Here is a 13,174-nt window from a genome sequence, read left to right as displayed (position 1 = left end):
GCCGACGGATGAAAAGAGCCAATGGCGACCACGGAACTGGAACAACCGGACAATGACGGCTTGAGCGCACGCGCCACGCGCACGCTCAAGGCGGTGCCGCGCATCTGGAACCGGTTCTGGCGCCTCGTTTCGCTCTACATGCCCAAGCGCCTCTACGCGCGCTCGCTGATCATCGTCATCGCGCCGATGATCCTTTTGCAGTCGGTTGTCGCCTTCGATTTCATGGAACGTCACTGGGCAACCGTGACGCAACGCCTGTCGCAGGCAACCGTGCGCGACATCGCCGCCATCATCGACCTGATCGAGACCTACCCGCACGACGCCGACTACGCCAACATCATCCGCATCGCGCAGGACCGCATGCAGCTCAAGGTCGATCTCCTGCCGCCCGATCCATTGCCGCCGCCCGGTCCAAAACCGTTCTTCTCGATCCTCGACGACGTTCTCTCCGCCGAAATCACCCGTCAGATCAACCGGCCCTTCTGGATCGACACGGTCGGCAATTCCAACATCGTCGAGGTGCGCGTCCAGCTCGAGAACAAGGTGCTGCGCGTCTTCGTGCGGCGCAGCCAGGCCTATGCCTCCAACACCCACATTTTCCTGATCTGGATGGTCGGCACCTCGCTGGTGCTGCTGATGATCGCCATCCCCTTCCTGCGCAACCAGATCCGGCCGATCCTGGCGCTTGCCGAGGCGGCCGAAAGTTTCGGCAAGGGCCGGCCGATGTCGCGCGATTTTCGCCCGCGTGGCGCCGAGGAGGTTCGCCGCGCCGGCTTCGCCTTCATCCAGATGCGTGAGCGCATCGAACGCCAGATCGAACAGCGCACGGCCATGCTGACCGGCGTCAGCCATGACCTCAGGACCATCCTCACGCGGTTCAAGCTCCAGCTTGCGCTGACCGCCGGCAAGCCGGAGACCAAGGCGGCGCTGGACCAGGACATCGACGACATGCAGTCGATGCTGGAAGGCTATCTCGCCTTTGCGCGCGGCGAAGCCACGGAGGACCCGGGACGCTTCGACCTCGATGCCTATTTCCAGAAGCTCGGCGAGGAAGCGGGCTTGCGCAAATGCAAGCTGTCGACGACGCTTTCCGGCGATCCGACCGTGCATGTCCGGCCGAATGCCTTCGCCAGGCTCTTGTCCAACGTCATCGGCAACGCCTTCCGCTATGCCGAGACCGTCGACGTCAACGCCAACCACAGCCGTGGCTTCCTCGTCGTCACCATCGACGACGACGGTCCTGGCATCCCGACCGACCGGCGCGAGGACGTGTTCAAGCCCTTCGTGCGGCTCGACGAGGCCCGCAACCTTGATGCCAGCGGCACCGGGCTCGGCCTGTCGATCGCCCGCGACATCGCCCGCAGCCATGGCGGCGACATCACGCTTGGCGACAGTCCGATGGGTGGCCTGCGCGCCGTGATCAAGGTTCCCGCCTGACGACGCCAGACTAAGGCTGACGGCATTCAAATAGAGCGGGTCGGCAACAGTCCCCTCTTCTTCCACGCCTTTTGTCTTGTCAGAAAGCCGGCTCCACATTGCCAAGATCATGGGCCGGTCTTCATCCGCCCGTCATGAAACCATGGTCAAGAGCGCGCATGAAGCGCGCGACCGCACTTGATTCGTCCTTGCCGCCTCACTTCGACCCCGTGCCCGCCAGGGTGCGCTGGAGCGAAGCGAGGGCGGCCGCATGGTCGCCCTTCCGGCATCGTTTCAAGGCAACCGTCGACCTCCGGAGCAAAGGGCCGCCATGCGCATCTTGATGGTCACCGACGCCTGGCGCCCGCAAGTCAACGGCGTCGTCCACACGCTGGAGCGGCTCACCGAGACGCTGAAATCCTTCGACGTCGCGGTGGATTTCCTGACCCCAAACATCTTTCGCACCTTGCCCTTGCCGACCTACCCCGACATCCGCCTGGCGCTGACCACGCCCGGCCATGTCGCGCGCCTGATCGGCGGCTACAAGGCCGACCACATCCACATCGTCACCGAGGGGCCGCTCGGCATCATGGCTCGTCGTTATTGCCGCAATGCCGGCCGGCCGTTCACCACCAGCTATCATACCCGCTTTCCCGAATATCTCAGCGCCCGCCTGCCGGTGCCGGAGAGCTGGGCCTATCGCTGGCTGCGCGACTTCCACAATTCCGGGCAGGGCACGCTGGTCGCCACCCAGTCGCTGGCGGATGATCTTTCGGCGCGCGGCTTCAACAAGCTCAGGCCCTGGACGCGTGGCGTCGACACCGACCATTTCCGGCCCGACAAGCGCAGGGATCTCGGCTTCCCCGGCCCGGTTTTCCTCTGCGTCGGCCGCGTCGCCATCGAAAAGAACCTATCGGCCTTCCTCGATCTCGACCTGCCCGGCAGCAAAGTGATCGTCGGCGAAGGTCCCGAGTTCGCTAAGCTCAAGGCGAAATATCCCAAGGCGCATTTCCTCGGTCATCGCCCCAATGACGAACTGGCCGAAATCTACGCCTCGGCCGATGTCTTCGTCTTCCCCAGCCGCACCGACACTTTCGGCAACGTCATCATCGAGGCGCTGGCCAGCGGCACACCGGTCGCCGCCTATCCGGTAACCGGGCCGATCGACATCGTCGGCGACGGCATTGGCGGCGCGGTCTCGACCGATCTGCGCGAGGCCTGCCTCGCCGCCCTCAAGGTCGACCGCGCCGAAGCGCGCGAACGCGCCATGCGCTACAGCTGGAAGGCCTGCGCGGAGATGTTTCTCGACACGGTCGAAGAAGCCCTCGGCAGGACGCGCAAGCTGGCGGCCTAAAACAATCGTCCGCCGTCAGGCACCTTGCGCTCGATGGCGCCGAGCACCACGGCGCCCTCCTCGTCGGGAAAGCCCAGCGTCAGAACTTCCGACATGAACGGCCCGATCTGGCGTGGCGGGAAATTGACCACCGCGAACACCTGCCGGCCGATCAAGGTCTCGGGCGTATAATATTTGGTGATCTGCGCCGACGATCTCTTGATGCCGATGCCAGGCCCGAAATCGATCCTGAGCTTGAAGGCCGGCTTGCGCGCTTCCGGAAACGGCTCGGCCTCGACGATCGTGCCGGCGCGGATGTCGACACGATCGAAGTCGGCAAAACTGATCTCGGGCTTGCGCTCGCTGCTCGAACTCATCCTTGTCTTACCCGGCTCAGGCGTTGCCGAAGGTCTCGAACAGAACGCCGGCGAGCGCGTCCTTGGCCGAGGTTCCCGACCAGACGACGAACTGGAAAGCCTGGAAGTAGCATTCGCAGGCTTCCAGCGCCGAGGACAAGAGCACCTCGACCTGCTGGCTCGAGGGTTCGACCCCGCCGGCGAGCAGCAGCGACTGGCGGAACATGATCGCGCCTTCCTGCTCCCAGAGGTCGAAATGGCCGAACAGCATCTGTTCGTTGATCAGCGACAACAGCCGCATCACTTCCAGCGTGCGGGTTTCCGGCACCTTGATGTCGAAAGCGCAGGCCAGATGCAGCGCCTCGAAATCCTCCATCCACGAGAAGGAGACGTGATAGTCGGTCCAGCTGCCGGCAACCGAGATCGAGATTTCGTCGTCGCCGGCCCTTTCGAAGGACCAGTCATTGTTGTGGGCCACCTGCTCGATCACATCCACCGGATGGATTTCGCGGGAAAATTCGAGTTCGAGAAGTTCCATGGAATGCTTCCTGTGTTCAGGGGGAGCGCCACACGCTCCGCGGGGCACACACGACGAACAATCTTGTCTAGAACTCGGACGGCCAGGACTTTACTTCGCGCTAAGGACTACTTCTCAACGCAAAGACCCCAGACCGAACCCCACCGCCCGGCGGCATGACCCTGCTCCGAATCATGCAACAAATTCAGTCTATTGATCGGGAGTCGCGTGAACAGCCCAATTTTTCGCACTGCGGCATTCGCATGTGGAAAGGTGCCTGTCACAAAGAGTCACGCAATGCCGGTAAGCGATTCACGGCAAAGCGATTTTCAGGCTGGTGCTTTGTGGAAAAGTTTAACGAATTATTTTTTTGGTTTGGGCTTCGCCGGAGCCGCAGGTGTGGCCTGACCGGTCAGTTCGGCGATCCTGGCCTCGAGCGCTTCGATGCGCTCGGCCAGCCTGCCGTTCTCTTCCCTCGCCTTGGCCGCCATCTCGCGCGCTGCCTCGAATTCCTCGCGCTGCACGACATCCATGGAGTTGAGGATACGCTCCGCCTGGCCCTTGAAGGCCGTCTCCACCTCGCGCCGCACGCCTTGGGCGGCGCCGGCGGCATCGGTCATCAGCTTGGCGAATTCATCGAGAATGCGGTTCGGTCCGGTCGACATGGCAAATCCTCGCTTGCTTGATTTGAGTTAGTGGTGCCACGCGCCGAATGCAAGAACGTTGAGGGCTGGTGCGGCATCAAGTCGGATGCGATTTGATCTGAACTGACAGCCAATAGCTGGTACCATCTAGGCAAGAGCATCTGGGTAGGACCCTTCCATGGCTATCAAGGCGGATTTGGACCGGCACCTTGCCGCACTCGACGCAGCGCTTGCCCAAGGCATCGGCGATGCGGATGCAGGGCGGGTCAAGCCAGCAGGGGAGGTGTTCGATCGCCTGGAGGCCAAGTACAAGGCATTGACAGTGAAATCGCCGACATAGGCACTGCGCCTGCAAGGACTTCGAGCGGCTCCTTCTGTACGGAAGGGCGCCAAGTCGCATAATGTGGTGTCATCGTCGCGACTTGCATTAAGCATGAGTCGTCTTCAGTCAGGATCAACCAATGGCAACGCCCCCGCGCCGACCGACAAATCCGATGGACGCCGCCGAAGCCGTCTTCAAGCCGGTCAAGAAGGCGGCCCCGCCGCCGCCACGCGAACCCTCGGCGGCTCCGAATGTCCGCGAGCTCGTCTCGATCCGGATCGACCGGGGCGTGCTCGAGCATTTCCAGGAAGATGGCCCCGGCTGGCAGGACAGGATCAACGACGCCTTGCGTGAATTGGTGGCCGCCAAGACCAGGGGTTGAGCATCGCTATCCGCGCGATGGAGGGTTGAAGCGATCCCGCTCGCGGGCCATTGACGGCCGTTAGCCTGCCTTGACCCTGCCAAAACCCTGCCGCATGGTCCGCGCCGATCGCAACCGAGAGCTTCCCGTTGAACGAATATTTCCTGCTGCCGCTGGCTTCGCTGCCGTTTCCCAACATCAACCCGATCCTCGTCCAGATCGGGCCGCTGGCGGTGCATTGGTACGGCATCGGCTACATCGTCGGCATCCTGTTTGCCTGGTGGTACGCCAAGCGGCTCGCCGCCAATCCCAAACTCTGGCCCGACGGCGTCCTGCCGATGAAGCCGGAGGATCTCGACGATTTCATCGTCTGGGCCGCCATCGGCGTGGTTCTGGGTGGCCGCACCGGTTATGTCCTGTTCTATGACCTGGCGCGCTACATCGCCCACCCGCTCGACATTTTCGCGGTCTGGCAAGGCGGCATGTCCTTCCATGGCGGCCTGCTCGGCGTCATCCTCGCCATGACGCTTTTCTCCATCAAGCGCGGCATCCGCACCTGGTCACTGTTCGATGTCGTGGCAGCAGGCGTGCCGGTTGGGCTGGGCCTCGTGCGCGTCGCCAACTTCATCAACTCCGAGCTCTGGGGGCGGCCGAGCGATGTGCCCTGGGCGATCGAATTCCCCAATGGCGGCCCGTTCACCCGCCATCCGAGCCAGCTCTACGAGGCCCTGCTCGAAGGCTTGTTGCTGTTCGTCGTGCTGCGCATCCTCACCCATTCGCGCCTCAAGCTGAAGACGCCGCGCTTCGTTGGCGGCGCCTTCATCTGCGGCTACGGCCTGTCGCGCATCTTCGTCGAATTCTTCCGCGAGCCCGACCAGCAGCTCGGCTATCTCCTCGGCACCAACTGGCTGACCATGGGCATGATCCTGTCGACGCCGATGGTGCTGGCCGGCATCTGGGCGATGGCGACAGCCAAGCCGGTGACGCAAGCGCAGCCGCAGGCGACATGACGCGGCTGAAGGCCCGCATCGTCGAGCTGATCGAAGCGGTGGGCCCGATGCCCGTCAACGAATACATGGCACTGTGCCTGTTCGATCCCCGCGACGGCTACTACACGACGCGCGAACCGTTCGGCGCGGCCGGCGACTTCATCACCGCGCCGGAGATCAGCCAGATGTTCGGCGAACTCGTCGCCGTCTGGCTCTACCAGGGCTGGCAAGCCATCGGCCGACCGCTGCCGGTCACCGTCGCCGAGATCGGTCCCGGCCGCGGCACACTGATGAAGGACATGCTGCGCACCCTGTCACGGCTCGACCCGGCCCTGACCAATGGCGCCGCCTTCGCCATGGTCGAGACCAGCCCGCGCCTGGCGGACGTCCAGAAGCAGACGCTCGGCGCGACACCCTTTGCCATCTCCTGGCACGAAACCATCGACACGCTGCCACGGCAGCCGCTGCTGATCGTCGGCAACGAATTGTTCGACGCCGTGCCCATCCGCCAGTTCGTCCGCGCCGGCGCCGAATGGCGCGAACGCATGGTCGGCCTGGACGACGCCGACAATCTCTGCTTCTTCGCCGGCGCCGGCTCGCTCGATCCGACGCTCTTGCCCAGGGATGCGGGCGACGCGCCTCAGGGCGCGATCGTCGAAGTCGCGCCCGCCCGCACAGCCCTGATGGCCGCGATCGCCGAGCGCATAGCCAGTGACGGCGGCGGCGGGCTGTTCCTCGACTACGGCCATCTGCTGCCCGGCATCGGCGACACGCTGCAGGCGTTGCGCCGGCACAATCACGACGATGTGCTGGCCAATCCGGGCGAGGTTGACCTGACGTCCCATGTCGATTTCGCCGCCCTTGCGACTGTCGTGCGCGCGCATGGCCTCGACGCCCATCTGTCGACGCAGGGCAATTTCCTGCTCGGCATGGGCATTCTGGAGCGCGCCGGCCAGCTCGGCGCCAATGCCGGCCAGGCGGCGCGCGATGAGATAGCGGATGCCGTCGAGCGCCTCGCCGGCCCGCAAGCCATGGGCGAACTCTTCAAGGCGCTCGCCGTCGTTCCGCGCGGCACGGCCCTTCGGCCTTTCGCGACGGCGGATTGACTTTTCACCGCAGCCCCTCCCAATCTCCCGTCCGGTAAAAGAGCGCCGGACCGCCGGCCGCTTTTCCTTGACGAAACCGCCCACACGGACAACAACGCCCGCATGCTCAATCAGACCAAACCGGATCCCGTTCGGTCGCCGCTGCTGGACAAGGCGCAGGCGCAAGGCATCCGCCACGGCTATTTCACCCGCATCGGCGGCGTCTCCACGGGCATCTACCAGGGCCTCAACATCGGCACCGGGTCGGATGACGACCAGGCGCTGGTCGCCGAGAACCGGTCCCGCGTCGCCGCCTGGATGGGCGTGCCCGCGAGCCATCTCTTGACCGCCTGGCAGGTCCATTCGCCCGACGTCGTCATCGCCAGGGAACCGTTCGCGGGCGAACGGCCAAAGGCCGACGCCATCGTCACCGACCGGCCCGGCATCGCCATCGGCGCCTCGACCGCCGATTGCGGCCCGGTCCTGTTCGCGGATGCCGGCGCGCGCATCATCGGCGCCGCGCATGCCGGCTGGAAAGGCGCTTTCACGGGCGTACTGGAAAACACCATTGCCGCCATGGAAAACCTCGGCGCCCGGCGCGAAAACATCGTCGCCGTGCTCGGTCCTTCGATCGGCCCCGACAATTACGAAGTCGGGCCGGAATTCGTCGCCCGCTTTGTCGAGGCCGACAGCGAAAATGCCCGCTATTTCGTGCCTTCGGCACATGCCGGCCACTCGATGTTCGACCTCGCCAGCTACACGGTCGACCGTCTGGCCAGAGCCGGCGTCAGGGCCGATGGCCTTGGCCGCTGCACCTATGCCGAGGAAGATCTGTTTTACTCCTACCGGCGCACCACGCACCGCAAGGAACCCGATTATGGCCGGCAGGTTTCGGCAATCGTTTTGGAGAGTGAATAATGGCGCTGCATTTTGAACGATCGGAATTCGACGCGCGGCGCGACCGGCTGATGATCGAGATGGCCGAAAAGAAGCTCGACGCCATCCTGCTGTTCGCGCAGGAGAGCATGTACTGGCTGACCGGTTACGACACGTTCGGCTTTTGCTTCTTCCAGTGCCTGGTGGTGAAGGCCGACGGCTCCATGGTGCTTCTGACCCGCTCGGCCGATTTGCGCCAGGCGCGCCACACCTCGATCATCGACAACATCGTGTTGTGGACCGACCGCGACGGCGCCAATCCGGCCGTCGATCTGCGCAACCTGCTCAACGAACTCGACCTGCTCGGCGCCCGCATCGGCGTCGAATACGACACGCACGGCCTGACCGCTTACAATGGCCGCCGCCTGGACGAGCAATTGCAGACCTTCGGCCAGATCGCCGATGCCTCCGGTATCGTCGGGCGGCTGCGCCTGTTCAAGAGCCCGGCCGAGGTCGCCAAGGCGGAAAAGGCCGCCAATCTCTCCGACGACGCGCTGGACGCGGCCCTGCCGCTGATCAAGCAGGGCGGCGACGAAGCCCTGATCCTGGCCGCCATGCAAGGCGCGATCTTTGCCGGCGGCGGCGATTATCCGGCCAACGAGTTCATCATCGGCTCCGGCGTCGATGCGCTGCTGTGCCGCTACAAGGCCGGCCGCCGCAAGCTCACCAAGAACGACCAGCTGACGCTCGAATGGGCCGGCGTCTTCCACCATTACCATGCGCCGATGATGCGCACGGTGCTGACCGGCAAGGTCTCCAAGCGCCATCAGGAGCTGTTCGACGCCGCGCGCGCCGCGCTTCTTTCCGTCGAAAAGGCAATGACGCCGGGCAACAGCTTCGGCGACGTGTTCGACGCCCACGCCCGCACCATGGAGGCGCACGGCCTGACCAAGCACCGGCTGAACGCCTGCGGCTATTCGGTCGGCGCACGCTTCACGCCGTCCTGGATGGACATGCCGATGTTCTACCAGGGCAATCCCGAGCCGATCGCGCCGAACATGACGCTGTTCGCCCACATGATCATCATGGATTCGGAGACCGAGACGGCGATGACGCTTGGCCGCACCTACCTGACCACCGAATCCCAGCCGAAGGCGCTGTCCCGCCATGATCTCGACTTGATCGTGCAGTGAATCCATAATGGGAGGCGTTCTTCGCCAAGGAGTTAGAAGGCAAATGAGACGATCGCATGTGACGACCGTGTCATTGCTTGTGGCATTGGCTCTGGCTGCCTGCACCAACGCAAAGGATGTTCTCGAACCTTCCGCCATCACCCCGCCGGCGGCCTCGGGGCCGGCCGCGCAGGGCAGCGCCACAGTCACCGTTCCCGCCCCGGCACCATCGACGGCCGCTTCGACCGCCACGACGACGGCACCCGTCACCTCCGCCCAGGCCGCCGCCATCCTGTCGAAGACCCGGCTGCAGATCGCGCCGATCGTCGGCGCTTCGGTGGAAGCCGCCACGCCGCTGACGGCGGAACTGCAGACACGCGCCAAGCAGCGCGGCATCACGCTGGCCGGCAGCCAGGACCAGACCGCGACCCATGTGCTCAAGGGCTATTTCTCGGCGATGTCGGAGGGCAAGGACACCACCGTCATCTATGTCTGGGATGTCTACGACCCCTCCGGCAACCGGCTGCACCGCATCAACGGCCAGATGAAGGCGCCTTCGACCGGTTCCGGCGACAGCACGGGCGCCGACAGCTGGAAGTCGGTATCGCCGGCCACCATGCAGGCGATCGCTGACCAGACCATCGACCAGTTTGCCGCCTTTCTCAGCGGCAAGGCGAGTTGAGGTGTTGTCCGCCGCCGAACAGCTTTCTTGACCTTAGCCGGCGGATTCCCGATCTCGGCGCTTGCAATACCAGCGCGGGCCGCTAAAAGCCCGGTTAACAGGCGCAGGAGAGTCCGCCAGGCCTCTCCGTCCTCCACCAGGAACGGTGCATGAAACTCTTCGCGGGCAATTCCAACAGGGTGCTGGCCGAAGCGGTCGCCCGCTATCTCAACATCCCGCTGGGCAAGGCCAGTGTCAGGCGCTTCGCCGACCAGGAAATCTTCGTCGAAATCCAGGAGAACGTGCGCGGCGAGGATGTCTTCATCCTGCAGTCGACCTCGTTCCCGACCAACGATCACCTGATGGAACTGCTCATCATGATCGATGCCTTCATGCGCTCCTCGGCCAAGCGCATCACGGCGGTTATCCCCTATTTCGGCTATGCCAGGCAGGACCGCCGCGCTTCCGGGCGCACGCCGATCTCGGCCAAGCTGGTCGCCAACATGATCACCCGCGCCGGCGTCGACCGCGTTCTGACGCTGGATCTCCATGCCGGCCAGATCCAGGGTTTCTTCGACATACCGACCGACAATCTGTTCTCGGTGCCGGTGATGGCCCGCGACGTGAAGGCGAAATACAAGCAGCTCGGCAATGTCGTGGTCGTGTCGCCCGACATTGGCGGCGTGGTCCGCGCCCGTGCGCTGGCCAAGCGCTTCGACGCGCAGCTCGCCATCGTCGACAAGCGCCGCGAGCGCCCGGGCGAATCGGAAGTCATGAACATCATCGGCGCGGTCGCCGGCAAGGACTGCCTATTGATCGACGATATCGTCGATTCCGGCGGTACGCTGTGCAACGCCGCCGAAGCGCTGCTGGCCAACGGCGCCACCAGCGTCACCGCCTATATCACCCACGGCGTGCTGTCGGGGGGTGCCGTCGCCCGCATCAGCGGCTCGAAGCTGCAGGAACTGGTGATCACCGATTCCATCCAGCCGACGCAAGGCGTGCTCGACGCGCCCAACATCCGCGTCATCTCGATCGCCGACCTGATGGGCGAAGCCATCTCGCGCACGGCGACCGAGGAATCGGTGTCGAGCCTGTTCGACTAAAAACCTGTTACCCCTGCGGCCCAGTTACCCCTTTGGCAACGCCGATGGCGTCGGCGCCTCCAGCCGGGCCGGGGTTCGCCGCATGCCTTCGCCGGCATCACGCGCGCCGCGCATATAGCCGCGCGGCGAGGAGCCGAGCATGCGCTTGAACATGGTGATGAAGGCCGGCACGCTGTCATAGCCGAGATCGAGCGCCACGCGCGTGATCGGCTCGCCATCGGCGAGCCTCGGTAAGGCCGCGAACAGGCAGGCCTGCTGGCGCCATGTCGACAGCGACAGGCCGGTCTGGCGCTGGAAGGCGCGGGTGAAGGAGCGCCGGCTCATGCCGGCGGCGTCGGCCCATTCGTCGATCGTGGCATGCGGCGAAGGTGCGGCGACGAAGCGCCGGCATAGCATCGCCAGCCGGGGGTCGGAAGGGAAAGGCAGGCCGAGCGGCCGTTCCGGCAAGGTCGGGATTTCATGCAGCAGCAGGTTCATGATCAACCCGCCGCGCCCTTCCAGCACGCCGCCCTGCGGCAGCTTTTCCGATTCCACGATCAGGCTGTGCATCAACTCGGTTACCCCGACGACGCGCAACCCTTCCGGCAGCCCGGGGATCGCGCCCGGCATGACATAGACCGAGCGCATCGAGACGTCGCCCAGCATTTCGACGGAATGTTCCGTGCCGGCCGGTATCCACATCGCATGGTCGGGCGGCACCATCCACCGCCCGTACCGCGTCGTCACCAGCACGACGCCGACCAGCGCATGCAGCAACTGGCTGCGGCTGTGGCGGTGTTGCGGCACATGGTAGCCGTCGGGATATTCGGTCGGCAGCGCGACCGCTGGTCCCGACACCTGCTCCAGCCACTGCCAGCGGCTCTCGTGCAATTGGCCGAGATTGGCATTGCCGGCGCGAAAGATTTCCCTGCCATGTGGCATCGGGTCTGGCCCACTTGCGAAACTATTGGACCAAACCACGAAAGAAGTCGCCCCGCAAGCAGCTTATAAGGCAACCGTCCTAAGGTGGTCGCAGGAGCGTCCGCCAATCTGCCCGCGGCTGCGCCCGCCAAAAAGACCACGGAGCCTATCTTGACCGATACGACAGCCACCAGCGTCGCGGCACCCGCGACGGCCAGTCACGCTTCAGCCCAGGCGACGGCCTTCACCGTCATCCTGGCGGTGAGCCTCTGCCACTGCATCAACGACATCATGCAGTCGCTGCTATCGGCCATCTATCCGCTTCTGAAAGAGAATTACGGCCTCGATTTCTGGCAGATCGGCCTGTTGACCTTCACCTTCCAGGTCACGGCATCCCTGCTGCAGCCGATCATCGGCGCGGTCACCGACAAGCGGCCGATGCCTTATTCGCTGCCTTGGGGCATGGCGTCCTCGCTGATCGGCCTAGTCGTGCTGGCCTATGCCGGGCACTACTACCTGCTCCTGATCGGCGCCTCGCTGATCGGCATCGGCTCGGCGATCTTCCATCCCGAATCCTCGCGTATCGCCCGCTTCGCGTCCGGCGGCCGGTTCGGGCTGGCGCAGTCGCTGTTCCAGGTCGGCGGCAATTTCGGTCAGTCGATGGGCCCCTTGCTGGCCGCCTTCATCGTCGTGCCCTTCGGCCAGACCAGCATCGCCTGGTTCGCCGTCGGCTCGCTGATCGGCATCTTCGTCCTGTGGCAGGTCGGTGGCTGGTACAGCCGCCTGCGCGCCGCGCAAGGCAATCGCAAGACGGCAAGCTTCGTCTCGCCCTTCCCGCGCCGCAAGGTGATGTGGGCCTTGGCGGTGCTGACCTTGCTGGTGCTGACCAAGAACGCCTATATCGCCAGCCTGGCCAGCTACTACACCTTCTATTCCATGCATAAGTTCAGCGTTTCGGTGCAGATGTCGCAGGTCATGCTGTTCCTCTTCCTCGGCTCCTCGGCGCTGGGCATCCTGCTCGGCGGTCCGTTCGGCGACCGCTATGGCCAGAAGGCGATGATCTGGTTCTCGATCGTCGGGGTCCTGCCCTTCACGCTGGCGCTCCCCTACGCCAACATGGAATGGACGATGGTGCTGACCGTGCTGATCGGCCTCATCCTGTCGTCGGCCTTCTCCAACATCGTCGTCTTCGCGCAGGAACTGGTGCCGGGCCGCGTCGGCACGATCGCCGGCATCTTCTTCGGTTTCGCCTTCGGCGTCGGCGGCATCGCGGCCGCCGTGCTTGGCGTCGTCGCCGACATGAAGGGCATCGATTTCGTCTTCCAGATCTGCTCCTACCTGCCGTTCCTGGGGCTGCTGACGGTGTTCCTGCCCAACATGAAGGAAGCCCGCAAGGCGCAAGCAGCCGCTTAGAATCATCCGAGTTAGGTCCAGGC

General features: G+C 64.4%; 14 protein-coding genes and 1 pseudogene. 11 read left to right on the top strand and 4 right to left on the bottom strand.

Annotated features, from left to right (window positions below; translation table 11 throughout):
* The first annotated feature begins 21 nt into the window (after nt 1-21).
* Nucleotides 22-1,437 carry an ATP-binding protein gene (locus tag FJ948_RS12905; protein ID WP_140704840.1) on the top strand — a complete coding sequence of 472 codons (1,416 nt, stop codon included), beginning with the start codon at nt 22-24 and terminating at the stop codon, nt 1,435-1,437.
* Between the two features lie 310 nt (nt 1,438-1,747).
* Nucleotides 1,748-2,770: a glycosyltransferase family 1 protein gene (locus FJ948_RS12900; protein WP_140704838.1), complete on the top strand. Its 1,023-nt coding sequence runs from the start codon at nt 1,748-1,750 to the stop codon at nt 2,768-2,770.
* On the opposite strand, the gene FJ948_RS12895 is transcribed toward FJ948_RS12900, so the two are convergent.
* From FJ948_RS12895 to FJ948_RS12885, 3 genes are all read right to left on the bottom strand, one after another.
* The gene (locus tag FJ948_RS12895) at nt 2,767-3,126 is read right to left on the bottom strand and encodes a tRNA-binding protein (RefSeq protein WP_140704836.1); all 360 of its coding nucleotides are present in this window, start codon (nt 3,124-3,126) and stop codon (nt 2,767-2,769) included. The genes FJ948_RS12900 and FJ948_RS12895 overlap by 4 nt on opposite strands.
* Nucleotides 3,127-3,142: 16 nt before the next feature.
* Nucleotides 3,143-3,643 carry a YbjN domain-containing protein gene (locus FJ948_RS12890; protein ID WP_027143347.1) on the bottom strand — a complete coding sequence of 167 codons (501 nt, stop codon included), beginning with the start codon at nt 3,641-3,643 and terminating at the stop codon, nt 3,143-3,145.
* A gap of 341 nt (nt 3,644-3,984) precedes the next feature.
* Nucleotides 3,985-4,287 (bottom strand): accessory factor UbiK family protein, encoded by a 303-nt coding sequence (locus tag FJ948_RS12885; RefSeq protein ID WP_127280606.1) that lies wholly within the window; start codon nt 4,285-4,287, stop codon nt 3,985-3,987.
* Between the two features lie 187 nt (nt 4,288-4,474).
* Between FJ948_RS12885 and FJ948_RS12880 the strand changes: the two are divergent.
* The 8 genes and pseudogenes from FJ948_RS12880 to FJ948_RS12845 form a co-directional block, all read left to right on the top strand.
* A pseudogene (locus FJ948_RS12880) lies at nt 4,475-4,606 on the top strand (type II toxin-antitoxin system ParD family antitoxin); the annotation flags it as partial.
* Nucleotides 4,607-4,727: 121 nt separating this feature from the next.
* Nucleotides 4,728-4,970 (top strand): BrnA antitoxin family protein, encoded by a 243-nt coding sequence (locus FJ948_RS12875; protein WP_140704834.1) that lies wholly within the window; start codon nt 4,728-4,730, stop codon nt 4,968-4,970.
* Between the two features lie 128 nt (nt 4,971-5,098).
* Entirely contained in the window at nt 5,099-5,959 is an 861-nt protein-coding gene (lgt, locus tag FJ948_RS12870; RefSeq protein WP_140704832.1) for a prolipoprotein diacylglyceryl transferase, read from the top strand.
* A complete protein-coding gene (locus FJ948_RS12865) occupies nt 5,956-7,044 on the top strand; it encodes a class I SAM-dependent methyltransferase (protein WP_140704830.1) in 1,089 nt (362 codons plus the stop codon). The genes lgt and FJ948_RS12865 overlap by 4 nt, the downstream gene beginning before the upstream one ends.
* A gap of 102 nt (nt 7,045-7,146) precedes the next feature.
* Nucleotides 7,147-7,941, top strand: a complete 795-nt coding sequence (gene pgeF, locus FJ948_RS12860) for a peptidoglycan editing factor PgeF (RefSeq protein ID WP_140704828.1) — start codon at nt 7,147-7,149, stop codon at nt 7,939-7,941.
* Nucleotides 7,941-9,092: a Xaa-Pro peptidase family protein gene (locus FJ948_RS12855; RefSeq protein ID WP_140704826.1), complete on the top strand. Its 1,152-nt coding sequence runs from the start codon at nt 7,941-7,943 to the stop codon at nt 9,090-9,092. The genes pgeF and FJ948_RS12855 overlap by 1 nt, the downstream gene beginning before the upstream one ends.
* 43 nt (nt 9,093-9,135) lie before the next feature.
* Complete coding sequence (locus FJ948_RS12850; RefSeq protein ID WP_140704824.1) at nt 9,136-9,753, top strand: hypothetical protein; 618 nt, start codon at nt 9,136-9,138, stop codon at nt 9,751-9,753.
* Between the two features lie 149 nt (nt 9,754-9,902).
* Nucleotides 9,903-10,838 (top strand): ribose-phosphate pyrophosphokinase, encoded by a 936-nt coding sequence (locus tag FJ948_RS12845; protein WP_140704822.1) that lies wholly within the window; start codon nt 9,903-9,905, stop codon nt 10,836-10,838.
* A gap of 24 nt (nt 10,839-10,862) precedes the next feature.
* On the opposite strand, the gene FJ948_RS12840 is transcribed toward FJ948_RS12845, so the two are convergent.
* Nucleotides 10,863-11,759 carry a helix-turn-helix transcriptional regulator gene (locus FJ948_RS12840; RefSeq protein ID WP_140704820.1) on the bottom strand — a complete coding sequence of 299 codons (897 nt, stop codon included), beginning with the start codon at nt 11,757-11,759 and terminating at the stop codon, nt 10,863-10,865.
* Between the two features lie 150 nt (nt 11,760-11,909).
* On the opposite strand from FJ948_RS12840, the gene FJ948_RS12835 reads away from it, so the two are divergent.
* The gene (locus tag FJ948_RS12835) at nt 11,910-13,151 is read left to right on the top strand and encodes an MFS transporter (RefSeq protein ID WP_181173647.1); all 1,242 of its coding nucleotides are present in this window, start codon (nt 11,910-11,912) and stop codon (nt 13,149-13,151) included.
* Nucleotides 13,152-13,174 lie beyond the last annotated feature (23 nt).

It is taken from the genome of Mesorhizobium sp. B2-3-12 (genome assembly GCF_006442205.1).
In the GTDB taxonomy this organism is placed as follows: Bacteria; Pseudomonadota; Alphaproteobacteria; order Rhizobiales; family Rhizobiaceae; genus Mesorhizobium.
The sequence above is the reverse complement of the archived record's forward strand: the minus strand, read 5'-3'. Positions and strand labels throughout refer to the sequence as shown.